General features: G+C 50.6%; 21 protein-coding genes. 11 read left to right on the forward strand and 10 right to left on the reverse strand.

Translation table 11 applies throughout. The features are described 5' to 3' along the window. Positions 1-5: 5 nt before the first annotated feature. The 6 genes from KGF88_RS09670 to mgtE are packed head-to-tail and all read left to right on the forward strand — an operon-like array spanning position 6 to position 4,750. Positions 6-1,385 carry an RNA polymerase factor sigma-54 gene (locus KGF88_RS09670; RefSeq protein WP_162014534.1) on the forward strand — a complete coding sequence of 460 codons (1,380 nt, stop codon included), beginning with the start codon at positions 6-8 and terminating at the stop codon, positions 1,383-1,385. A 27-nt stretch (positions 1,386-1,412) separates the two neighbouring features. Continuing rightward, entirely contained in the window at positions 1,413-1,700 is a 288-nt protein-coding gene (gene hpf, locus KGF88_RS09675) for a ribosome hibernation promoting factor (RefSeq protein ID WP_110075986.1), read from the forward strand. 3 nt (positions 1,701-1,703) lie between these two features. Further along, on the forward strand, positions 1,704-2,150 hold the full coding sequence (ptsN, locus tag KGF88_RS09680) for a PTS IIA-like nitrogen regulatory protein PtsN (protein WP_153826454.1): 447 nt from the start codon (positions 1,704-1,706) through the stop codon (positions 2,148-2,150). A 29-nt stretch (positions 2,151-2,179) separates the two neighbouring features. Next, positions 2,180-3,046 carry an RNase adapter RapZ gene (rapZ, locus tag KGF88_RS09685; protein ID WP_110076029.1) on the forward strand — a complete coding sequence of 289 codons (867 nt, stop codon included), beginning with the start codon at positions 2,180-2,182 and terminating at the stop codon, positions 3,044-3,046. Positions 3,047-3,072: 26 nt separating this feature from the next. Then, positions 3,073-3,351, forward strand: coding sequence for an HPr family phosphocarrier protein (locus KGF88_RS09690; protein WP_153826455.1), 279 nt, complete (start codon positions 3,073-3,075; stop codon positions 3,349-3,351). A 37-nt stretch (positions 3,352-3,388) separates the two neighbouring features. After that, on the forward strand, positions 3,389-4,750 hold the full coding sequence (gene mgtE, locus KGF88_RS09695; protein ID WP_110075989.1) for a magnesium transporter: 1,362 nt from the start codon (positions 3,389-3,391) through the stop codon (positions 4,748-4,750). Positions 4,751-4,756: 6 nt separating this feature from the next. Here the strand turns inward: mgtE and pmbA are convergent, their stop codons facing one another. After that, on the reverse strand, positions 4,757-6,103 hold the full coding sequence (gene pmbA / locus KGF88_RS09700) for a metalloprotease PmbA (RefSeq protein WP_153826456.1): 1,347 nt from the start codon (positions 6,101-6,103) through the stop codon (positions 4,757-4,759). Positions 6,104-6,232: 129 nt separating this feature from the next. Between pmbA and yjgA the strand changes: the two genes are divergently transcribed. Then, entirely contained in the window at positions 6,233-6,751 is a 519-nt protein-coding gene (gene yjgA, locus KGF88_RS09705; RefSeq protein ID WP_153826457.1) for a ribosome biogenesis factor YjgA, read from the forward strand. Here the strand turns inward: yjgA and tldD are convergent. The 9 genes from tldD to KGF88_RS09750 form a co-directional block, all read right to left on the reverse strand. Beyond that, entirely contained in the window at positions 6,748-8,214 is a 1,467-nt protein-coding gene (tldD, locus tag KGF88_RS09710) for a metalloprotease TldD (RefSeq protein WP_153826458.1), read from the reverse strand. The genes yjgA and tldD overlap by 4 nt on opposite strands. Continuing rightward, complete coding sequence (locus KGF88_RS09715) at positions 8,201-9,055, reverse strand: carbon-nitrogen hydrolase family protein (protein ID WP_153826494.1); 855 nt, start codon at positions 9,053-9,055, stop codon at positions 8,201-8,203. Before KGF88_RS09715 ends, tldD begins: the two co-directional genes overlap by 14 nt. Beyond that, positions 8,958-13,001 carry a YhdP family protein gene (locus KGF88_RS09720; RefSeq protein WP_153826459.1) on the reverse strand — a complete coding sequence of 1,348 codons (4,044 nt, stop codon included), beginning with the start codon at positions 12,999-13,001 and terminating at the stop codon, positions 8,958-8,960. Before KGF88_RS09720 ends, KGF88_RS09715 begins: the two co-directional genes overlap by 98 nt. Before the next feature lie 4 nt (positions 13,002-13,005). After that, entirely contained in the window at positions 13,006-14,472 is a 1,467-nt protein-coding gene (gene rng, locus KGF88_RS09725) for a ribonuclease G (RefSeq protein ID WP_153826460.1), read from the reverse strand. Positions 14,473-14,483: 11 nt separating this feature from the next. After that, a complete protein-coding gene (locus KGF88_RS09730; protein WP_153826461.1) occupies positions 14,484-15,194 on the reverse strand; it encodes a Maf family protein in 711 nt (236 codons plus the stop codon). Further along, positions 15,181-15,663, reverse strand: coding sequence for a rod shape-determining protein MreD (gene mreD, locus KGF88_RS09735; RefSeq protein WP_194928194.1), 483 nt, complete (start codon positions 15,661-15,663; stop codon positions 15,181-15,183). Before mreD ends, KGF88_RS09730 begins: the two co-directional genes overlap by 14 nt. Next, positions 15,653-16,534, reverse strand: a complete 882-nt coding sequence (mreC, locus tag KGF88_RS09740) for a rod shape-determining protein MreC (RefSeq protein ID WP_153826463.1) — start codon at positions 16,532-16,534, stop codon at positions 15,653-15,655. The genes mreD and mreC overlap by 11 nt, the downstream gene beginning before the upstream one ends. A gap of 8 nt (positions 16,535-16,542) precedes the next feature. Continuing rightward, positions 16,543-17,586: a rod shape-determining protein gene (locus KGF88_RS09745; RefSeq protein WP_110075997.1), complete on the reverse strand. Its 1,044-nt coding sequence runs from the start codon at positions 17,584-17,586 to the stop codon at positions 16,543-16,545. A gap of 128 nt (positions 17,587-17,714) precedes the next feature. Beyond that, the gene (locus tag KGF88_RS09750; RefSeq protein WP_153826464.1) at positions 17,715-18,218 is read right to left on the reverse strand and encodes a type IV pilin protein; all 504 of its coding nucleotides are present in this window, start codon (positions 18,216-18,218) and stop codon (positions 17,715-17,717) included. A gap of 167 nt (positions 18,219-18,385) precedes the next feature. Between KGF88_RS09750 and KGF88_RS09755 the strand changes: the two genes are divergently transcribed. Genes KGF88_RS09755 through KGF88_RS09770 form a run of 4 tightly spaced genes read left to right on the forward strand, consistent with a single transcriptional unit; the run spans position 18,386 to position 24,437 of the window. After that, entirely contained in the window at positions 18,386-18,943 is a 558-nt protein-coding gene (locus KGF88_RS09755) for a type IV pilus modification PilV family protein (protein ID WP_153826465.1), read from the forward strand. After that, positions 18,943-19,821 carry a PilW family protein gene (locus tag KGF88_RS09760; protein WP_153826466.1) on the forward strand — a complete coding sequence of 293 codons (879 nt, stop codon included), beginning with the start codon at positions 18,943-18,945 and terminating at the stop codon, positions 19,819-19,821. Before KGF88_RS09755 ends, KGF88_RS09760 begins: the two co-directional genes overlap by 1 nt. Continuing rightward, entirely contained in the window at positions 19,811-20,290 is a 480-nt protein-coding gene (locus tag KGF88_RS09765; protein ID WP_110076001.1) for a hypothetical protein, read from the forward strand. The genes KGF88_RS09760 and KGF88_RS09765 overlap by 11 nt, the downstream gene beginning before the upstream one ends. Continuing rightward, on the forward strand, positions 20,277-24,437 hold the full coding sequence (locus KGF88_RS09770) for a polymer-forming cytoskeletal protein (RefSeq protein ID WP_153826467.1): 4,161 nt from the start codon (positions 20,277-20,279) through the stop codon (positions 24,435-24,437). Before KGF88_RS09765 ends, KGF88_RS09770 begins: the two co-directional genes overlap by 14 nt. Positions 24,438-24,493 lie beyond the last annotated feature (56 nt).

Raw genomic sequence — 24,493 nt, forward strand, 5'->3', positions numbered from 1 at the left:
TCATGATAAAACAAGGCCTGCAGTTCAAATTTAGTCAACAGCTGAGCATGACCCCACAGCTGCAACAGGCCATCAAACTGTTGCAACTTTCTAGCTTAGAATTGCAGCAAGAAGTACAACAAGCTCTGGATGAGAACCCCTTGCTTGAGGTGGCCGACCAAAGCGCTGAAGGCGAAACCGATGTCGCTGCTGCCGAGGAGAGCTGGGAACCAAGCTACTCAGCTTCTTTAGGCAGTTCTGGCACAGCTTACGATGGCGAAGACACCCTCTATCAGGGCAGCACCAGTGAGAGTTTGCAAGAGCACTTGTTATGGCAAATGCGACTATCACATTTTTCTCCCCTTGATGAAGCTATTGCCATGCTGTTGATTGATAGCATTGATGAGCGCGGCTACTTAACGGCTGAATTAGAAGAACTGTTGCCAGCGATTCGACAGCAACACCCCGAGCTCATCCAAGTGGACTTAGCCGAAGTCGCCGTGGTGCTCAAACGAATTCAACATTTTGATCCGATTGGCGTTGGCGCTCGCAATGTCCGCGAATGTTTATTAATTCAGCTACGGCATCTTCCTAACGATATTCCCTACCTGAACTTAGCTCTGCAAGCCGTTGACAAGCATTTGCAGTTGCTCGCCCAGCGCGATTATCGCAATCTGGCGCGGCGGTTACGTATTCAAGAAGCCGATTTATGCCAAGTACTAGCGCTGATTCAACAGCTACAACCGCACCCAGGGGACGGTTTTGGCGCAGGTGATGACGACTATGTGATTCCTGATGTGCTGGTGCGCAAAAAAAATGATCGCTGGACCGTTGAGCTAAATTCGCAAAGTTTGCCTAAACTAAAGGTGAACGAAGATTATGCGGCGCTGCTGCAAAGTGGTTCGCAATCTGAAGAACAACAGTATATTCGGCAGCATACGCAAGCTGCGAAGTGGTTTATTAAAAGCATTGAAAGCCGTAACGATACCTTACTGAAAGTAGCTGCAACCATAGTGCAACGTCAGCAAGGTTTCTTTGAATATGGCCCTGAGGCGATGAAACCTATGGTTCTTGCTGACGTTGCTAACGCAGTAGAGATGCATGAATCAACTATTTCAAGAATAACCACACAAAAGTATATGCATACACCTAAAGGTGTGTTTGAATTGAAGTACTTCTTCTCTAGCCAATTGGCAACGGATAATGGAGAAGATGCTTCTTCTACCGCGATTAGAGCGGTATTGAAAAAGCTAGTTGCTGCGGAGAACCCCAAGAAGCCTCTCAGTGATAGTAAATTAACTGAACTCATGGCCGAACAGGGTATCCAAGTAGCTAGACGGACAATTGCGAAGTATCGTGAGGCCATGAATATTCCGCCCTCGAGCCAACGCAAACGTCTTATCTGAATCTTGGACAAACAGAAGGAAGATGTTATGCAAATTAATCTGACCGGTCATCATATCGAAATTACTGACGCTCTGCGTGACTATGTCGATACCAAGTTTTCTAAGCTGGAACGTCATTTTGACCACATAAATAACGTCCATGTCATTTTAAATGTTGAAAAGTTAACGCAAAAAGCGGAAGCTACGCTGCATTTGAATGGCGGCGAAATTTTCGCTGATTCAGAGCACACCGATATGTATGCGGCTATTGACGGGCTGATTGATAAACTCGATCGGCAGGTTATTAAACATAAAGAAAAGATGAAACGCCACTAAATCATGGATTTATCCACTCTGTTAAGCCCCGACTGCGCTCGCTGCGCAGTCGCGGGAACAAGCAAAAAGAAAGTGCTTGAAATCATCGGCCAACTGGCCGCTTCGCGTCTCTCGGGTACCACCGGTTTTGACGTCTTCGAAAGTCTTCTCAATCGCGAACGATTAGGTAGTACCGGCATCGGGCTGGGGGTTGCTATTCCCCATGGTCGCTTGGCCTCGGCAACTAAGCCGGTGGCTATTTTGCTGACCCTAGAAGAGCCCATCGATTTTGATGCGATTGATAACCAGCCGGTGGATATTGTATTCGCGTTACTGGTGCCAGAATACTCGCATGAACAGCATTTACAAACCTTAGCAGCCGTGGCCCAGCGTCTGAACGACAAAACCTGCACCCGCGCTTTACGCGATGCCAGCTCAGACCAAGAACTTTATGAACTGTTTGTAAAATGACCGATAGCAGCCTTAATCCCGCAGATAAAATGCAATTGATCATAGTTACCGGCCGCTCCGGCTCCGGTAAAACGATTGCGCTGCGCGTGTTAGAAGATCTTGGTTACTATTGTGTCGACAACCTCCCGATCACCTTGCTTCCTACGTTAGTGCATGCGGTTATTGAGCAGTACAATAAGGTGGCGGTGAGTGTTGATGTACGTAATATGCCGATTGAAGCCAGTGAGTTAACCGACTCATTGGAGTTTCTGCCTGACCAAATTAAACCTGAAATTCTCTACATTGATTCATCTGAGGCCGTGTTGCTGCGCCGCTTTGCGGAAACCCGCCGCTTACATCCCCTGTCTAAGAATGAGCTGCCTCTAAGTGATGCTCTCCAAGCTGAATTAGCTTTGCTTGAGCCGTTGGCGGAACGAGCAACTTGGCGCATTGATAGTAGCGATTTAAGCGTGCACCAGCTGAGCGAACAAGTGGCCGAGCGCGCCCTGGGTAAGTCAGCGTCACGATTGATTGTGGTTTTCCAATCTTTTGGTTACAAGTATGGTTTACCTAGTGATCTGGACTACGCATTTGATGCCCGAATCCTGCCTAATCCGCATTGGGAGCCCTCGTTAAAGGCCTTGCTCGGTACAGATCCAGCCGTCCAACACTTTTTTCAGCAACAGCCGTTAATGACCAAGTTTATTCATCAGGTAGAAAACTTCTTAGCCACTTGGTTACCCTACTTTCAACGCAGCAACCGTAGCTATCTCACCATTGGCATCGGTTGTACCGGTGGCCAACATCGCTCGGTCTACATTGCCGAGCAGCTAGCTGAACGCTTTCAGGGCCAACCTTTCAAGGTGCAAGTGAAACACCGCGAGGCCCCTCGTCACCGTCCTATCAGCCCGCTTTAGCTTTTAATAGCTAGGAGTTACCCTTTATGCCGACTTGTGTGCGCAAATCAGTCACTATCCGTAACAAACTCGGCTTACACGCACGCGCCGCCACCAAGCTAGCTAAACTCACGCAACAATTTGCCGCCAAGGTGTACATTGTGCAAGAGCAGCAGCAAGTAGATGCCTCCAGTGTGATGTGTTTATTGTTGTTAGCCAGTGGGCAAGGACGGCAAATTGATATCTTAGCTGAAGGTGATGATGCCGAGGCCGCTGTCGCTGCCGTTGCCGAGTTAATCGAATCGCGCTTTGATGAAGAGCAATGATGCGGTAAACTTCTGACATTCACAGGAGTTTTGCAGCATGCTAGTAGAAATCGCCGATAAAGAATTTGCCGAACAGCGCTTACAAGAGGTCACTGAATCTCTTACGCGTGGCATGTACGTGCAAGCTCGGCGCCAGTTGCACAACCTGCCTGCTTGGGATGTTGCCCTTTTACTTGAATCCTCCCCACCTAAAGCACGGGCCATCATTTGGCAATTGGTTGACGCCGACGAGCACGGCGACATCCTTGAAGAATTATCTGAAGAAGTGCAAAAATCCATCATTCGGCAGATGGCGCCAGAGAAATTGGCCGCCGCCACCGAAGGTATGGATACCGATGACCTCGCCTACGTATTACGTGGCCTACCCGAACAGGTCTATCAAGAAGTATTAAAATCGATGGACGAGCAAGATCGCCATCGTGCCGAGCAAGCTCTGTCATACGCCGAAGAAACCGCCGGTAGTATGATGAATACGGATACCATCACCTTACGCCCAGACGTTACCATTGATGTGGTATTACGTTATTTGCGGTTGAAAGGCGAGCTACCTGAGGCTACCGATAAACTGTACGTGGTAAGCCGCGAAGACAAATTTATCGGTGAAATCGGCATTACCCGCTTACTTACCGTTGATCCTAGCCGTTTAGTGAGCGATGTCATGGACCAAGAGGTACAAGGCATTCCGGCAGATATGGACGAAACTGAAGTAGCCAAACTGTTTGAGCGGCAAGATTGGATCTCGGCCCCGGTCATTGACGAAGACAATCGCTTACTTGGTCGTATTACCATCGATGACGTGGTCGACATCATCCGTGAAGATGCCCAGCACTCGATGTTGAGCATGGCTGGTTTAGATGATGACGAGGATACCTTTGCTCCGGTTTGGACCAGTGCTAAGCGCCGCTCGGTATGGTTAGGTGTCAACCTGATCACAGCGCTGCTGGCGGCCATGGTCAGTTCCTTGTTTGAAGATATTTTAGCGCAAATGGCCATCCTCGCTATCCTTAACACCATTGTGCCAAGTATGGGCGGGATTGCCGGTTCACAAACCCTGACCTTGGTCATTCGAGGGATGGCACTGGGTCATATAGGTGCCAGTAACCAACGTTGGTTGATTGGTAAGGAACTTGCGATTGGCGCTCTTAACGGGGTGATTTGGGCGTTACTGATTGCGGCCGTGGTGGCGATCTGGAAGCAAGACTTACTGATTGGTGCCATCATCGCCTTTGCGATGATGGCTAACTTACTCGCGGCTGGCTTGGCCGGGGTGACTGTGCCCTTGATCTTGAAGAAGTTTGATATCGACCCTGCACTAGCCGGCGGGGTGATTCTTACCACCGTCACCGACGTGGTCGGTATTTTCGCTTTCTTAGGCACAGCTACGCTACTACTGAGCTAACGCCGGCTACATGCCGGCGATGCGCATCTGTTCTAGCAACACAGAACCGGTACGAACACCATGGCGAAGGTCAATATCATTGCCGATAGCCACAATGTTAGCCAACATGTCTTTTAGGTTGCCGGCAATGGTAATTTCTTCTACGGGGTACTGAATTTCGCCATGTTCGACCCAGAACCCTGCCGCACCGCGAGAATAGTCACCATTGACAATATTGACCCCTTGGCCCATTAACTCGGTAACCAACAGCCCAGTGCCCATCTGCTTACATAAAGCTGCTAAATCTTGCTCACCATGCTGCACTTGCCAGGTGTGGATACCACCGGCGTGTCCGGTAGGCTGCATGCCTAATTTGCGCGCTGAATAGCTAGTCAGTAAGTAAGTTTCCAAGACGCCGTTGGCAACAATATCGCGCTCCACCGTTGCTAACCCTTCATGGTCAAACGGGCTACTAGCTAACGCGCCGCGTAAATGCGGTTGTTCGGTTATGGTTAACCAGTTAGGCAATACTTGTTTACCTAAATGGTCGGCTAAGAAGCTCGATTTGCGATACAAGCTACCGCCACTAATAGCTGCAACGAAGTGGCCAAACAACGAGTTCGCAACATCAGCTCGGAAGATGACTGGCACCTTCGCGGTTGCTATTTTGCGACCGTCTAAGCGCGCGATAGTAGCGTTCACCGCATCTTCTGCCACTTGTTCTGGAGTCCACAAGCCGTCACGATGGCGTGCCACACTGTAGGCGTAATCGCGCTGCATCTGCTCGCCGCTTTGGGCAATTAAACTGCAGCTTAAGCTATGCCGTGATTGTAGGTAACCGGCTAAAAAGCCGTGGCTATTGCCATAAACACGATAGCCGACGTGGCTGCTGTAACCTGCACCGTCAGAGTTAACAATCCGTTTATCCAGTTGTAAGGCATGCTGCTCGCAGCGTAATGCCTGCTCTAAGGCAAATTCAGCACTTTGGTCGGCGGGGTGGCACAAGTCTAAATCAGGGATAGCGGTTGCCATCAGTTCAGCTGGAGCTAAGCCCGCGTAGGGGTCGGGCGAGGTAAACTGGGCGATGCTATTGGCTTTTTCTACCGCCGCACGAATCGCTGCGGCAGTTAAATCGGTAGTAGATGCTGAACCCTTTTGCTGGCCCCGAAACAAGGTAATACCTAGGGCGCCGTCTTGGTTAAATTCTACCGTCTCAACTTCGCCAAGGCGGGTGCCGACATTAATTCCGCGGCTACGGCTTAACGCGCATTCAACCGCACTGGCACCAAGCTCTTTGGCATAAGCCAGTGCCTGCGCTACCGACTGCTCAACTTCTTGCATCTCACTACTTAATTGTTTTACATCTGGGATCAAACTAACTCTCCTCTTGCCCTTCGGCGAATCGCTGCGCAGCGGTTTAGCATGCGGGCGCTTAATTTTCTGGTACACTATCGGTTATTCACTTGAACATAAACACCTACGGTCATGCACAAGGACCCTTTCATGAATCATGATGGTAATTCAAACCACGCTGATGACGATTTTTTAATTAGTAAATCGCAGCTCAAGCGTGATGCCGAAGCTCAACAAGAGCTCGGCTTAAAACTGGTTAATTTGTCTGACGGTAAACTTGCCAAGATCCCTCTTGATGAGGATCTTTTTGATGCCATAAAATTAGCCCAACGCATTCGTAATACACGCGAAGGTTACCGCCGCCAGCTACAACTGATTGGCAAAATGATGCGCAATCGTGATACGGCTGCGATTGAACGCGGCCTGGCTGAACTCGAGCAATCACACGACGAACAAAACGCGTTATTTCATCAGTTAGAAAAATACCGCGACCACATTTTAGCTGACGGCGATGCCGCTATTCAGCAGTTTTTAGCCGCTTATCCACACGCTGATCGGCAGAAATTACGGCAATTTTATCGCCAAGCTAGCAAACAGCAGCAACAAGGCAAAGCCCCAGCTGCCGCGCGCGAGTTGTTCAAATATTTACGTGAGGTGGCCACCGTTTAATCGGTGCCACCCACAGTTAACGCATCCAGTTTCAAGGTAGGCTGACCTACTCCAACGGGCACGCTTTGTCCGTCTTTGCCACACACCCCTACGCCATTATCTAAGGCTAGGTCGTTACCTACCATAGACACCATGCGCATGGCCTCTGGGCCATTACCGATAAGGGTTGCGCCCTTGATAGGTGCGGTAATTTTGCCATCCTCAATCAAATAGGCTTCTGACGCTGAGAACACAAATTTACCTGAGGTGATATCTACTTGGCCGCCAGCAAACTGCGGCGCATAAATCCCTTTTTTGACACTGGCAATGATATCAGCCGGGTCGCTTTCACCACCGAGCATGTAGGTATTGGTCATGCGCGGCATAGGTAAATGAGCATAGCTTTCACGGCGTCCGTTACCGGTTGGCGCAACACCCATCAAGCGGGCGTTCATTTTGTCTTGCATATACCCCTGCAAGCGGCCTTTTTCAATCAACACATTGTAGCCTGCTGGCGTACCTTCATCATCGATAGCTAACGAGCCACGGCGGTGATCTATGGTACCGTCATCGACAATAGTGCACAGCTCAGAGGCGACTAATTCGCCCATCTTGCCGGCGTAAGCCGAGGCGCCTTTACGATTAAAGTCACCTTCGAGGCCATGGCCGACCGCTTCGTGCAGCAACACGCCTGGCCAGCCGGCGCCTAAAACCACCGGGAAGGTTCCTGCCGGCGCAGGACGCGCTTCTAGATTCACCAGTGCTTGGCGCACCGCCTCGTCGGCAAAGGTCTGCCAGCGCGGCTTAGCGCCCGCCAGCGTCTCACTAAAATAGTCATAACCAACCCGCGCTCCACCGCCCGCACTGCCGCGTTCACGGCGGCCATCATGTTCCACCAGCACGGTACAGTTAACCCGACAAAGCGGCCGAATATCCGCTGCGAATGTGCCATCGGTGGCGGCAATCAAGACTTCATCGTAACTCCCGCTGATGCTGGCAATCACTTCTACGACGCGGCTATCTAGGCTACGCGCATAAACATCCAGCTCACGTAACAGCTCAATTTTCGCAGTTTCGTTTAGGGTTTCCAGCGGGTTTAATGGTGCGTAGCGTTGCACATAAGGGCTGGCAGTTAGCACTTTTAGTTGCCCTTGTTCGCCCGCGGCGCTAATACCACGAGCGGCACTGCTAGCTTGCTGTAAGGCCAGTGGCGAAATATCATCGGCGTAGGCAAATCCGGTTTTGTCACCCTGCACGGCCCGCACACCAAGACCTGTTTCAATATGAAAACTGCCTTCTTTGACAATGCCATCTTCAAGCACCCAAGATTCGTTCACACTGCTTTGCAGGTAAATATCGGCAAAATCAATGGTGCCGGTATACAAGCGTTGCAGGGCTTGCTGCAACTGTTCGCTATCCAGCTGATGCTGAGTTAATAAATTATCGTAAACCCGTGAAAATTCAGGTTGGTTAGGTAACTGCATGAAGACCCTTCTTGGTTTCAGAAAAATGCGTCGCAACCGGAATGTCGCGCCGAATTTTAGTAAGTTCATTAATATCCACCAGCGCGCTGGCATAGCTTACGCTAGTGGCGTCAGATTCTGCTAAGATGCGGCCCCAGCCATCACAAACCAAGGCATGACCGAATGTTTCACGGCCATTAGCGTGTACCCCAGCTTGGGCTGCCGCAACTAAAAAGCATTGTTGCTCAATCGCGCGGGCCCGCGTTAGCACGTGCCAATGGGCTGCACCTGTCACTTGAGTGAAAGCCGATGGCAGCAACAAGATGTCGGCACCTTGCTCTCGTAGCGCCCGAAAGAGTTCAGGAAAGCGCACATCGTAACACACCGCCAAGCCTAATACGCCAAACTCGGTGGCCACTGTTACCACCTCGCTGCCCGCCTGAGTCCATGCGGATTCGCGGTAGCTGCGGGTGTTATCGGCGACATCGACATCAAACAAATGCATTTTGTTGTAGCGAGCCACACACTCCCCTTGGGGATTAAAGACTAAGCTAGCGGCGCTAAATTTAGCAGCCTTGGCATCATCTACAATAGGTACGGTACCGGCCACTAACCAGATCTGATGTTGGCGTGCCAAATCAGCTAATTGCTGCTGCAACGGTGCTTGGTCAGTTGCAGGCTTGGCAGCTTGATTATCAGAGAGCAGCGGTAGCTCGGCTAACTCGCGCTGGGCTTTGTCGCCGGCGCCGAAACATAAGCAGGCCTCAGGCAGCACCACCAGTTGCGGCCGATGGCTGGGCAGTTGAGCTAGTAGCTGCTGAATTTGTTGCAGGTTTTGTTGTGGCTGTGGCTGACTGTTCAGTTGCAGCGCCGTCAGTTGTACCCGTCGCGGCGCTGGGCTGGCTTGGTTGTTCGCCTGATTGTTCATTAAGCACCTCCTGCGGAATTGGGGCATCGCGGCTGCTCCGCGCAACCTCAGTGATCTCAGGTTGATCGATGGTACCGCTGATTTTATATTCTAAGCGACTAATCACCTTAGCATCGTGCAGCATACGGTCAATCACCAAGGCGGCTAAACCCGAGGGTGGGTTAATCATCCATGCCAAAATCACCGGCAAACTTGAGGTTACTTTAGGCACAAACTGCAGATTATAGTCGAGTTGGCTGTTCACCAAGTTACTGCTACCGCGCACTTCCATATCACCGGCGGCGCCTTCTAGGCGGGTATTATCCGTATTGACCACACCTTGATTAATGCTAAAGTCGCCGGCAAAGCTGGTGTAAAACAGGCCGTTGGCAAACACATCGCGAAAATCAAAACGCAGCTTACGCAAAATACTGTCTAAACTAAGTAACGAGAAGAGCCGCGCGCCGCGATCACTCACTTCGTTAAGATAGCCTTGACTTAATTGCCAGTTCACTTCGCCATTAAGGGTATCGCTGTTGTATTGATAGGGAGCACCTTGCCAGCCTAAGTCAAAAATAAAAGTAGCTCCGCTATCTTTGACCATGCTAGTAATTTCGTATTCCTGTAAAAACCGACCAAAATCATCAGAATCGAGGCGCCCGGTAAAACGGGTTTCAGCTGGTTTATCAGCTGCTGCCAAGCGCCAAAAGCCACTCACCGCGAGCGTATGGTTATTTTGGTCAGAGCGAAACTCCTGTACCGTTAGCTGTTCTGGTTGGGCATCAATCGCAATCGCTACTCGACCTAAATCATAAGGCCCATAACGACAGCGCTCACAGCTGAACTTAATATTGGGAACACTGTTAAAGTTCGCAGGTGCTGATAATTGAGCTAGGCGCTGATCTAAGTCTGCAGCGACTGCGTTAGCGACCACCTCGTCGCTATCAGTATCACTCTCTGTTTTAGCGGCTGGTGCGAGGGCTGCAGGCAAAGCGAGTTCCAAGTAATCGGCATCAATCTGTAACAAGGATTGCGGGCCGCTTTGGACAAGACCAAGATCAGCCGAAGTTTGATCAGCGGTCAGCCGGCCGCGCCATTCGCCATTTTCCGGCCAAGCGACAAAAGCAACCTCGGTAAACTGATGTTCCAACAAGGTTAAATCAGGCGTTACCAACTGAATTAAATCAGGTTTAAGCACACTCACTAGCTCACTGTCACCGGTGCCCGCAGGGAGCTTCTCAGCTAACGCTGTCCAAGCTGCTAACCAACTATCCACCTTAATCGCAGGGGCATTAACATCAATAGTGAAGGTTGGATTAACGCGCACCACGTTAGGGTTAGGGGCCTGACTAAAGTCTTTCCCGAGGCGCATGTAACCGTTGCGCAACTCTGAGCCATCGCCATTCAGCTGTACTTCAGCTAACCAACTGTCATCCAACTCGGCATTAATCAATAGACTTTCGCTACTGCCGGATACCTGCAACTGTAAATCGCTGGCCTGTCCGCTAGGCTTCTTAAGCGGTGCAGGTAAATCAAGTTGTACTTGGCTTAAGTCTGCGCTTTGATTCCAACTGAATGAATAACCGCCGTCTTTAGGTAAACTCAAGTTAAAATCAGCCTGCCAAGCACTGGTACCCATGGCCAGTGGCGCGAACTTATCTAAAGCCCAGTCTCCTTGCGCCTTAACCTGGACAAAATAATCGTCGCTGCGAGACTGACCGCGTAAATCAATTTGATTTGGAAAGCCCTGCCAGGTCAAGCTTAGATCCTCAGCACTGATCTCGTCATTACGATAAGACACGGTGCCATTCACCTGTTCAAACTGTTGCTGCAGGCTAGCTACATACAATTGATTATCGGTTAGAGTGGCAGCCCCCTCGGCAATCACCTGCTGGCCTTCACCAAAAGGAATGGTGAGCTGTAGCGTGCCCTGCATGGCTCCCGTTAGTTGCAACTGGGTAAAGGTAGCCCCTAGAGAATCTGCCAGTGGGCTATCTTCAAACACCGGCTGTAAGTGCTTACTATCGCCTTGAATGCTAGCACTTATATCGAGCTGTAAAGGCTTGCCAATAATGTTGGCTATCACCGTATCTACTCGTGGTAACTGAATATCGCCTAGCAAACCTTGTTCAGCGACTATGTGCATGCGCTCATTATGGAATTCCACCACCGCTTCAGCATCATAGACCGGACGCCAATCAGGCTGAAATTGATAGATTAAATCACTCACTCTGGCGCGAGCCTGAAACACGCCACGTTGATTGATGTAGGGGAAGTCCGCAATAGTGCCACGCCACACCATCGCCAAATCTTGCGCTTGAGCGGCTTGAATGGCGACACTTAAGTAGTCGTGTAGATCATCCCCCATCACCAGCGGCAAATGATTCCGCAGGGTTTCCGCGCTAATGGGGGTGGTATCCAAACTTTCGGCATGGGCATTCACCATCACCGAGTCGGCGGTAGGATGAATCAGTGCCGCCACCGCCAACTGCATGCCTGGCAAGCCCAAATAGCTGTTGGGATAGACCTCAACTTGCCAGTCTGCTTGGCCCCAATCAACGCGGCCATGCATATCGAGAGCGGTTATCGGCCAGGGCCGGTCTGGATGCAAAGCAGCACTTTGAATGACCATGTCTTGCCCGTGTAAATGCCAACTTACTTGTTGGCCGGTGCCATGTAATTCCAATTCAGCATTCTGTAGGCCAGGAATACCTGCAGCTTCTTGCCATGCCAACTGTTGGCCGCGTACATACCAACGCGCCGCTTGGTTAATGTCATGGTCGAAAACGATATCAAGTTCACCGCCAACCTCACGACGACTCATCTCATCGCTCAGTTCAACGCCGCGCGACCCTAACAGGTTGGCCAATTGCAGGAGCGGCGCAAGGGGGATCTTATTAGCGCTTAAACGAGTTCGCGCTGGGGTCTGTTGCCAACTGAAGGTAGGGAGGAGCCACTGCTGTTGATTGTGGGTAATAGTCATGGGGCTACTATTCACTAGCCAGCCATCGCCTTCCGGTTGCAGTTGCAACTGTCCGCTTGGAATCCGCAAATGATGTTGCTGTTCGCCTACCCGCCACGCCAATTGGTGTTCGCCTAATTCTAATAGACCTTGGGTAAAGCTATTCTGGGCGAAGTTAAGCCACATGGTGAAATTAAACTCAGCTTGCTGAATTTGGGTATCGACAATCTGTTGTTGTAACCAAGGGGTAATATCTACCTGATTCGCCGCCACGTAAAACTGCCCGGATAACGCCTGCGGATCATTGCCATGTACGTCAATGATCAAATCTAAACTCTGCTCGGATACTCCAGTAAAACTAAGTTCGCCCACCCCTTGGTGGCGCGCGCCGCGGTTCATCCAGCTTAACCGCTGTACTTGAATCGAGCGCTTCACCCCAATCAAGTTAACCAATTCAATCACGCTATCAGATACTTCGACATGATCAAGCTGGGTCAGAAGAAAACGCAGCAAGGTATCTGGTAATTCTAAACTACCGGCGTTATCTTGTTGGGTATCACGCAGGTCATATTGCAACCGCAGGCCGCTAAAGTTCACCTGCTCAAATTGCAGCGACGCCGAGGTAACACTTTGCCAAAAATTAAATTGCACGCGAGCTTCGTCAACACTCACTTGTGAGTTGAGGTTGGTGGCGGTTTGTAGGCGCACATCATGCAACACCAACTCAGGCCCTGCGCTACTCCAATCGGCACTTAAAGTGCCCACATCTGCTTGCACTTGATACTGGGCAGCTAAGAGTTGCTCAACTTGTTTGGTCACGTCAGGAATTTGCGGTAACAGATAGCGCAAGCCAGTTAGCAGCATCGCAAAAAGCACCAGCGCCGAAGCTAGTGAATAAAGCAGGGTCCGAAATAACCAGCGTGCGGTAAATCTCAACATGGGGCTACATCATCACCACGTCAAACTGCTCTTGGTTGTACATAGGCTCGGTTAAAACCTTAACCTGTTTGCCAATAAACACCTCAAGTTCAGCCAAAGCATGGCTCTCTTCGTTCAGCAGCATGTCGGACACTGCTGCCGAGGCATACACCACGAAATGATCGGCCGCATACGCACGGTTCACCCGCACAATTTCTCGCATCACTTCATAACAGACGGTTTCAACCGTCTTCATTGAGCCACGTCCACTACACACTGGGCATTCGGTGCAGAGCACGTGCTCCAAGCTTTCGCGGGTGCGCTTGCGTGTCATCTCCACCAAGCCTAAGGTGGTGAAGCCGTTAATCGAAGTTTTGGCGCGATCTTTAGCAAGAGCTTGCTCAAGGCTGTGCAATACCCGTCGTTTATGATCTGCGTTTTGCATATCGATAAAATCAATAATGATGATACCGCCTAAGTTACGCAGCCGCAGTTGCCGAGCGATTGCCTGAGTCGCCTCGATGTTGGTATTAAAAATGGTTTCTTCGAGATTGCGATGCCCAACAAAACCACCGGTATTGATATCTATGGTGGTCATAGCTTCCGTTTGGTCAATAATGATAGAGCCACCGCTCTTCAGCTCAACTTTACGCTCGAGTGCGCGTTGCACTTCATTTTCAACATCAAACAAGTCAAAAATAGGACGCTCGCCGCTGTAGTACTCAAGGGCATTGCTGAGCTCAGGAATAAACTCTTGGACAAACTCGCGCAGTACATCGTAAGTAATGCGTGAATCAACCCGAATACGTTCAATTTCATCGCCAACAAAATCACGTAAAATACGGCAAGATAAATTCAAATCTTCGTACACTATACCAATTTTCCGCATGCCTTTGCGGCGCTTTTGAATGGTGTCCCAGAGCCGCCGCAAAAATTTCGCGTCGCGCTGTAAATCGTCATCGGCTGCGCCCTCGGCGGCGGTACGTACAATAAAGCCACCGTCTTCATCGCAATAAGGCTGGGCGGCGGCTTTTAAACGGTTCCGTTCGGCTTCGTCTTCAATCCGCTGTGAAATACCAACATGCGGCGATTGTGGCATCAACACCATGTAGCGTGAAGGAATAGTGATGTCGGTGGTTAAGCGCGCGCCTTTCGTACCAAGTGGGTCTTTGACCACTTGCACCAGAATTTGCTGCCCTGGGCGCACTAATTGAGCGATATCTGCGGTGGTGACATTGTTCCGCGATAGCTCTTCTTGATCAATGTGGGTCACGATATCGGACGCATGCAAGAACGCCGCTTTATCTAAGCCAATATCAATGAAAGCGGCCTGCATCCCAGGCAGCACTCGCGATACTTTACCCACATAAATATTACCCACTAAGCCACGCTTGGCTTGGCGCTCAATGTGGATTTCTTGCAATATACCGTTTTCGATCAGCGCCACGCGAGTTTCGGTGGGCGTGACGTTCATTAAAATTTCTGCACTCATGCGTGTTACTCCTACTGCTGACCGCCTGCTTGCTGCGTCTCAACACGCGTTAATAATTCTGCTGTTTCATATAACGGCAGCCCCACCACGGCAAAATAGCTGCCTTGCAAGTGGGTGACGAAGCGTCCCGCTAAGCCTTGAATACCATAACCACCAGCTTTGTCTTGCGGTTCACCGCTGGCCCAATAAGCTGCAATCTCACCCTCACTTAAGGCTTTAAAACTCACCTCGGTGGCGACCATAGTTGCCATAGTCACGTCCGTTGTCGGCTCTAGTGGTGCACTCTGAGTCACCGCTACGGCAGTTAAAACCGTATGAGTGGTGTCACTTAGCAACTGCATCATGCGTTGAAAATCGGCAAAATCACGCGGCTTTTCTAACACCTGTTCGTGCGCTTGTGCATAACCAACTACAACCACAGTATCAGAACCTAGCACCAAGCTGTTGGTCGTGGTGTTCGCCGTTGCCTTGGTGCGCCACAAGGTTGCACCGGCTTCGGCTTTACTGATGGCGAGACGCTGTACATAGGCCGCTGCAGATTCACTTGGCGTGCGCTGTTCGGGAACCTGTGGTAACACCACCTGAAACGGCCTCCCCAACAGCTGCAATAGCTCAGCCCGCCGCGGCGACCCCGACGCCAACACCAACGGCCACGCTGCGGGCTTATTGGATACCAGGTTATTGGATACCAAGTTACTGAATACCACGTTATTGGATACCATAGTGCCGCCGATATTTGCGTAGAATCAGGTACACCCAGGGCCAAGCTATGGCCGACGAAATCACCGGATATAAATAGGACACATGAAACACCGCATCGTTCAGCCAATGCTCTAACTGATACACCAACACCCGCTTGATAAAAATAAGCACCGCAACCACCAAGGCCTGTTGCGTTAGCGAGTAATTTCGAAAGCGCTGAAAATGACGAATCGGCGCATAGGCCATCACCAATAAGGCACTGGCGTAAATTCCAAAAACCGAGCCCATTAGAATATCCGTCATCAGCCCTAGAATCAGAACGGTTCCCATTCCTACGCGGTGGGGCAGCGCCATCAACCAATAAATGATCACCAAACTTAACCAATCCGGGCGCCAAGCCTCTAAAAACAGCGGCATCGGCATCACCATCAGTACTAGCCCGATAATATAAGTAATAAACAGCGGTAATAATCCGGCTTTAATCCACATGATCGTTTCCTGCCGTCTCTTCTTCGGTATCGTAAACCGGTTGCTCGGTAGCATCCGCTGGCCATAACAAGAGCAAGGTGCGCACCCTATCAAGTTGCGCATAAGGACGCGCTAACACACGGGCGTATTGCAAGCGCTCGTTGCGGTCGATGGAGATGATCTCAGCCACCGGATAGCCTTCTGGATAAATACCACCCAACCCCGATGACACCAATTTATCGCCTACCTCTAAATCCGTGCTGTGGGGGATAAACTGCAATTCTAACTGCTGCAAATCACCCGTGCCTTTAGCTAAGACGCGGATATCATTACGCTCGGCCCGTAACGAAATAGCTTGGCTTTGGTCGGCGATCAGTAACACCCGCGCCGTACCGCGGCCAACGCTCATCACTTGCCCCACCACGCCGCGATTATCCAATACCGGCTGGCCTTCGTAGACGCCATTGGCAAGGCCTTTATTGATCACCAACTGATGCGAAAATGGGTCCGTTGCTACTGCAACCACTTCAGCAGCCATACGACGACTAGCTTCACGTACATCCGAACCTAGCAATTGGCGTAACCGATCGTTCTCGTTTTCTAGAAAGTTCAGTCGCTGCACTGCCATCTGCAGTTCTTCCAGCTCTTGCTTTAACAGTTTATTTTCATTGCGTAGCATGGTGCGTGTGGTGGCGAGATAGACAATTCTGTCCATCACCTGCTCAGGCAGTACGGCGAGGTATTGAACCGGGGCAATCAGGGTGCTCATAAACGAACGCACCGGCTGCATCGTATTGAGCCGGTGGTCTAAGAACATCAAAGTGAGAGCGCAGCTGAGTGCAAGCACCAGCCGCGTGAGTAGTGTTGGGCCTCGTTCAAATAGCGACTTCATGCGGCCGCTTACTCATAACTGAACAAGTCACCGCCGTGCATATCGATCATCTCTAACGCTTTACCACCACCGCGCGCCACACAAGTTAATGGATCGTCCGCGACAATCACCGGAATCCCGGTTTCTTCCATTAACAGACGGTCAAGATCACGCAGTAATGCGCCACCGCCGGTAAGCACCATGCCACGCTCAGAAATATCTGACGCTAGCTCTGGTGGCGATTGCTCTAACGCAACCATCACGGCACTAACAATACCCATCAAAGGCTCTTGTAAGGCTTCAAGAATTTCGTTGCTATTCAGCGTAAATGAGCGAGGTACACCTTCCGCTAGATTACGGCCACGAACTTCGATTTCACGCACTTCGTCACCAGGAAATGCCGAACCAATTTCGTGTTTGATCCGCTCCGCCGTAGCTTCGCCAATCAAAGAGCCGAAGTTACGGCGAATATAATTAACAATGGCTTCGTCAAATTTGTCACCGCCAATACGTACCGATGACGAATACACCACACCATTTAAAGAGATAATAGCGACTTCAGTGGTACCGCCACCAATATCAACCACCATCGAACCAGTTGGCTCCGAGACCGGTAAGCCAGCGCCAATCGCCGCCGCCATAGGTTCATCAATTAAATGCACTTCACGGGCGCCAGCACCTAACGCTGATTCACGAATCGCTCGGCGCTCTACTTGAGTAGAGCCACAAGGCACACACACCAACACCCGCGGGCTAGGACGGAAATAATGGCTGTCGTGCACTTTTTTAATGAAGTGCTGCAGCATCTTTTCAGTAACAAAAAAGTCAGCGATAACACCGTCTTTCATTGGCCGAATGGCTTTAATGTTGCCAGGGGTACGGCCCAACATTTGTTTTGCTGCAGTACCTACTGCCGCCACACTCTTGGGTCCACCCGAGCGCTCTTGGCGAATCGCTACAACCGAAGGCTCATTCAGTACGATGCCTTCGTCTTTAACGTAAATTAATGTGTTTGCTGTTCCCAAATCGATCGACAGATCGTTTGAGAAAATTCCGCGTAACTTCTTAAACATGAGGGGATGTTCCCTTACTCGTAAATGGGGTGGACTGTAAACTGTGTAACTTTACCAAGCTGCCATGCTGCGGGCAAGCGCCATTGCATGGCTTTTAACCTAGCTTTACTTGCGCTATCAGCCCTTAATTAAGTCGTACATTGCCCTTGGCGAATATAGCCTTGACTCTGAATACAAATATAACGGGGGTTAACCCCTTGAATCTCTAACTCTATTGGTGCATTGCCACACCATTCCGGGGTGCTGGCATGCGCTGTCGATACCGGACAGCCCAAACTGTTGAAGCGAATTCCATTGCTCGCATTAGGCACACTTGATACCACGGCTACTGAAAGCGCGCTAGGAATCGCCAAAATGCGCTCCGGTGCCACCAAGGAGCCGCAATCAACTGGGTTTACTGTTGTTGCAGAAAAGTTAACACCATAGCAATCTTGGATGGTATCCTGCATGGCTCGCTGCTGTTGCAAGCGCAACAGACTCATCAGTTGCCCTTGAAGGGTCACTTCTTCCACCCCGGCTTTACCAAAAATGCGCGGCCCTGCGGTAGCGGCTAAAATCCCTACCAACACGATAACAATAATTAACTCAACCAGCGTCAAACCCTTTTGCCGCATAGGTCTTAAGCTTGTCATAGATGGTTCACCTTAGTGCTGCTCGTAGCTGACAAATAACGCGCCACGTATTTAACCTAATCTCTAGTATGTAGTGTAAACTAAAAAACCACAGTATGAAGAACAATATATAAACATCGGTATAAAAAACAGGTAATCTAGACCAATCGATACCAACGGGGACCTGCATGCGCACTTTTGGCGTTACTCCACGCACCAATAGAGGTTTTACATTAGTCGAGCTCATTATTGGGATCGTCGTGCTCAGCTTATCTGTGGTGATGCTTGCGGTGCTGATTTTCCCGCAGGCGCAACGTAGCGCCGAACCCCTATTGCAAACCCGTGCGGCGGGGCTTGGCCAAGCACTGTTGAACGAGATCATGAGCAAAAGCTTTGATGAAAACAGCGACCGCAGCAGTGGTATCGAACGCTGTAGCGTTGAAGCCGCTGCCCCTCCTTGTACGCTACCGGCTAATCTCGGCGACGATGGTGAGGTACGAAGCGATTTCAACGATGTCGACGACTACCACGGTTTAACATCATCAAGCACCAATTTAACCGACGTCTTCGGAGCGGATATCGCTGCTCGCTACAACGGCTTTGATTACGCAATTCAGGTGTCCTATTACGACCCAAACTCGGGTGCCGAGCAGGCCAGTATCACCCGCTATAAACTGATAGCCATAACCATCACCACCAGTTTGGGGCAAAACTTTGAATTCAGCGCCGTGCGGGGAAATTTTTGATGAATAACTTGCGGCACATGTTAAGCCCACTACCCCGCGCTAACCTACAGCGTGGCTTTACCCTGATCGAACTGATCGTGGTTATCGTTATTTTAGGTATTCTTGGCGGTTACGTGTTCTCGTACGTTGGTTTTGGGGCGCAAATCTATGTCGATACTACCGCTCGTGAGCAGTTGATGTCGCAATCAAGATTTGCTGTAGAACGCCTCACCCGAGAAATTCGCAATGCCGTGCCACGCAGTGTCCGTGTAGCCGCTGATAACAGCTGTATCGAATTTATGCCGATTCTTGCTAGCAGCCAGTATCTGCAAGTACCCCGGCAAGGACCTAGCGCCAGCGACCCGCTGTTAGTGATAGAGCCGCGAGCGGATCAAGGCGTCAATTTGATCGGCCAATACCTGCTGATTTATGCATCGACACCCAATTTTATCTACAACCCGACGCAAACCGAGCGACGCAAGATTATTGACGCCATCGTCAGCACCGGCGATGATCATGTGGTTGAAATAGCTTACACCGATAGCATCAGTTACTTTACCGGTAATAGCCCTGCACAGCGTTATTTTATTGCCGGCCAGCCCATCAGCTGGTGCTATCAACAAGCTACTGGCCAGCTCTGGCGCTATACCGGTTATGGACTCAATGCCAATGCGGCAACCCTAGCCCAACTACAACTTGCGCTTACTACCAGTGCCGAAGTGATGGCTGAGAATCTCACCAACGATTTAACCTTAACCACGCCCGAGCGGCCTTTTGTAGTGGACGATGCCACCTTGGTTCGAAATAGTTTAGTGCATCTAGATTTACGTTTTGCCCGCGCAGCTGACACCGAGCGCCTACAACTCTTGCAGGAGGTTCATGTTCCTAATGTGCCATAAGCCCCTCCAGTACCACCGTAGTCGTGGCGCCGCCCTGCCGGTGGCGATTTTTATCATCGTGGTGATGGCCTTGCTCGGAGCGGCCATGGTGAGAGTTATTGGCGATGCGACCCAAGGCGTCGTTAGCGATGTGATTGGCGCTCGCGCCAACAACGCAGCTCGCTCCGGCGCTGAGATGTTCTTAGTGGCCCTGTTTGAGAACGAGGGCGTAGTAACCACCGGGCTCTGCGCTAACCGCAGCACCACCAGCACGTTCGACCCTAGCGATAACGATAGCAGCCCTAACACTTACAACTTTGCTGAAGCGGGCTTACAAAGCTGTACTGCGACTGTCTATTGCGATGTCGCTGAAATCACCAGCCCCGTTGTCGTCAACCATTATCGAATCGTCGCTCAAGGCAGTTGTGATGCCGGCGACATGATTTATTCACGCGAAATCATGCTGGAGGCAAGCAATGCGTCACTTTAATAGCCTTGCCCTACTGCTCATCGCGCTCGCCTCGGGGCTAGCGAGTGTGAGTGCTGCGGCAGCAACTTACAACTTGAAGCAAAGTGTGCCGCCAGGCTGCACTCAGCAAGGGAATAACCCGGTATTTTGTAGCAATGGTTTGAATTTGAACTGGAACGATATTATCGATGCGAGTCAGGTGTTGGTGATTAATGTTACGGGCGATGTGAATTTGCAAAATGCCCAAATCAATATGGGTAGCAATGCCGGGGTCACTATCAATGCCACGGGCAATATTACTACTGGCTCAGATTTTGCCATGCAAGGCTCGCTCAATGCCGATGGCAATGTCAGTTTTAATAGTGCTAACCAACTAATAGGTAATGTCTCAGCCAGCCAAATTACGACTAATAGCGGCACCTTTGATGGCTCCATGGAGGCCAACCAAATAACGCTTGGTTACAATACAACAGTTACCGGGAACCTTATTGGCGGCACTGTTTCTACCAATGATCTTGTCACTATCGGGGGCTCAGTCTCCGGCACTCAATTAGCTATCGGTGGTGTCAACGTCATTAATGGTAACGTCATGGGCACCACCATTACCACCGCCCAAAATGTCACCATCGGGGGTTCGGTCTCCGGAACCGCGGTCACTCTCGGTTCACAGAACTCAGTCACGGGCCCTGTTACTGGCAGTTTATCCGTGTCATTACGGCCATCAGGGAGCCAATACGGTAACAATATCATCTCTAACGGTCCGGTTTTTATTGGTAGCGGGAACCAAGTTAATGGCAACATCAGCGGTACTGACATCACAACTGATAGCCCCGTTAATTTGACCGGGAATATCACCGCCACGGGTATTTTTGATCTAGCCAGCGGCAGCCAAGTTACGGGTAATGTTAACGCGGGTAGCGTTCGCATTCGTGCATCGAACTCAGATGTCACAGGTGATGTTACTTCTGCCGGCAATATTCTCATCGACAGCGGCTCAGGGATCACCGGCAGTGCAGTGAGTGGCGACACCATCGAGTTAACTGACTCTGATGCATACATTACTGAAAATGCGACTGCTACCAATGAAATCATCATTGGTTGGGCTGGAAGTATCGGTGGCGATGCGACAGCTCCCACTATCCAAAACAACAGTGGTAATCCAGACTCCGTTGGTGGTGATGAGTTTTGCGACGACTCTTCGAGTAGTCACGATGCTAACCATGCTTTTGCTTGTACCGCTGCTCCACCCGATCCGGGTCCCGGCCCAGGCCCTAGCCCAGGTGACCAATGCGAATTATTTAATGACCTTGCCGATTACGGTATTGTTGGCTCCAATGGGTTTGAGGCGGGCAACAATTCTGAAATTAACAATAATAATATCGTAGGTGAAGGTAATACGCCGACGCCTGTTGGCCAAGTTGATACGATAGATTTAGATTTTCCGCCATTAAACCCAGCAGTGTTTCCGACCTTTAGCAGCCCCGGCACCTTTCTAGAAAACGAAACTAACACGCCGCCGGGTACGTATGGCACCATCTTCACTGATAAAAATAACGGTCTTTCATCAACCTCCGGCGGTGGTACCTATTACATAGACACGATCAGTTTTTCAACGAACAATAATACGCTAGAACTTGGCCCTGGTGATTATTTCGTCAAAAACATGATCTTAGGAAACAACTCCAGCATCAATATTTCACCCGCTGGCTTGGTTCGCATCTATGTTTTGAACGGCATTACAGGCGGTAATGATATCTCCTTTAATACCAATGGCTCGGTTGGTAATTTAGTGGTCTATTTGTATGAAGGTGCTGACTTCACCGTAGGTAACTATTGTAACGGGGGCAATAACTGCCCAGAGTTTACCTTTAACGGCCTGATTTACAGCCCTTATGCCACCACCGATATCACCTTTGGTAACAATACCAACTTTCAAGGCGGTGCGTTAACGCCCGGTAAAGTCGAATTTGGTAACAATACCGTGATTACTTACACCCCTGAGGTACAAGCAGCGGTGGTTGATGCGGCGGGTTGTGCACCAGTTGATGCTGAGGTTCATCATTATCGGCTGCTGCATACCACTGAAACCGTTGCTTGCTATGCGGCTGCGGTGCAAGTTCAAGCTTGTGCTGATGCAACCTGTAGCGCAACCTTTGATGATCCGGTGGGCATCACGGTAACGGCTGCGCTAGCCAATAGCAGTTGGCAAGGCGGTGATATCAGTAGCAGCAGCGGCACCAGCGCTAATCTTAATTTTAGCAACGGTAGCGGCCTTGCTGGGTTACGAAACAGCAGCGGGGGTACGGCAGCTTTAACCCTCAGCAATGCGACGCCGACAGCGGTCGAAGCGACCGAATGTTATGACCTATCAGGCACCACAGCCACCTCTTGTGAAGTGACCTTCAATTTGGCAGGGTTAGTTATCGTAGGAGCGACCCCTGATGTGCCCTTGGCTACACAGATTGCCGGGGACGATTTCAATAGCGTCTTGCGTGCGGTGCGCACCAATACCACGACCGGTGCCTGTGAAGCCCGGTTAGAAGGGGCGCAAACCGTGAATTTAGGCATGGAATGCTTAAATCCGGGGGCATGCCAAGCTGGCCAATCCTACACCATCAATGGCACGGCGATTGGTCTCAATAACGCCGGCAACGTGACTAACTATGCACCTCTTAATGTCACTTTTGACGCCAACGGTAATGCTCCCTTGGTGGCTAATAATTATTCCGATGTGGGCTTGCTTAGGTTACACGCTGAACTCACCTTACCGGAAGCGCCAAGCCCAACGGAGCCGGGTCTAAATGACCCTACTACCACTTTAACCGGGATTAGTATTAACGATTTTGTAGTGAAGCCACATACCTTAGTGGCGGCGGCTCTTACCGATACAGGTACGCTGTTAAACGCCTCCGGTGCCGCTCCTCAGCCTTTGTTCAAACGCGCGGGCGAGCCTTTCAATATGGTAGTACAAGCGCAGAACAGTAACGGTGCGGTGACGCCCAACTTTGGTTTAGAGTCTCCTCAAACCACGGTGGCAGCTGGCTTTGCCTCGATGGTGTTCCCCAACCCAGCCGCACCAGGTAGCGCTGCCAGTAAATTAATTAGCGGTACGTTTACCCTTGATACCAGTAATGACGGTACTTTTATTAGCAGCAATAGCCGCTGGTTAGAAGCAGGTACCTTTAATGCCCAAGCCGCCGCCATCAACTACCTTGGCACCGGTGATGCCTTAGTGCGCCCAGAGGTTGCGGTAGGACGATTCGCCCCCGCCGAATACCTGATTGATGCCAGCGTATCGATGGCCGATAACGCTTGCTTGGCGGGTGGTTTCACCTACATGAGTGAACCTAGCATAAACGTGACTTACCGCGTGCAGGCACTTAATACCCTAGGTAGCGTGACGGCTAACTACGATACTGCGCTATATCAACAGGCTAGTGCGGCCACCGCCGAGCTCAGCGTGCAAAGTGCTAATACGAGCCCTGCCGATAGCGCCAGCGACGCCTTTGAGCAACGTCTTAATATCACCACCAACAACACTTGGAACAACGGCGTGTTAGAAGTTAATGACAGCGCTGTTGCTTTTTTACGGCATCCCACCGTTGGTTTAATCGATGGGCCCTTTGCTAGCTTGCGCTTAGGCTTACAGGTGGCAAACGAAGGCCTAGATGTCACACCGTGGGCCAGTAGCCAACCGCTCATAACAACTCAAGTGGGCGATGCGGCGGCTATTCCGGGCGTGTTAAACCTGCGCTACGGCCGTACTGTGTTGGATGATATTTTTGGCCCAGAAGGCGATAATTTAGATATAGTACTGCAAAATCAATATTTTAATGGTAGCCAGTTTGTCCTTAACAGCGACGATAGTTGCTTTGTCTATGACGCCGCCAACCTCACCATTGTTGCCGACCCAGCCAATCTCAACGCAAGCCCCGGTGGCGCCAGTGCTGGCACGCTGATTAACGGTGAGGTACCACCAGGAACTTGGTGGTGGCAAGACCCAGGTGCCGTGGGTGAGTTTATCTTTGAGTACGACACCCAGCCGTGGCTAGAATTTGATTGGAATAATGATGCTAGCCTCCCACTAGACGACCCAACCGCAACGGCGGGCTTTGGTCAGTATCGGGGTAATGACAGGATCATCTTTTGGCTAGAACGCCGTAACTAAGCTGCTTAAACAAAAGGCGCCATCGAGGCGCCTTTTTAAGTGCTTTATCCGCATAA

The organism is Idiomarina loihiensis (assembly GCF_024584785.1).
In the GTDB taxonomy this organism is placed as follows: Bacteria; Pseudomonadota; Gammaproteobacteria; order Enterobacterales; family Alteromonadaceae; genus Pseudidiomarina; species Pseudidiomarina fusca.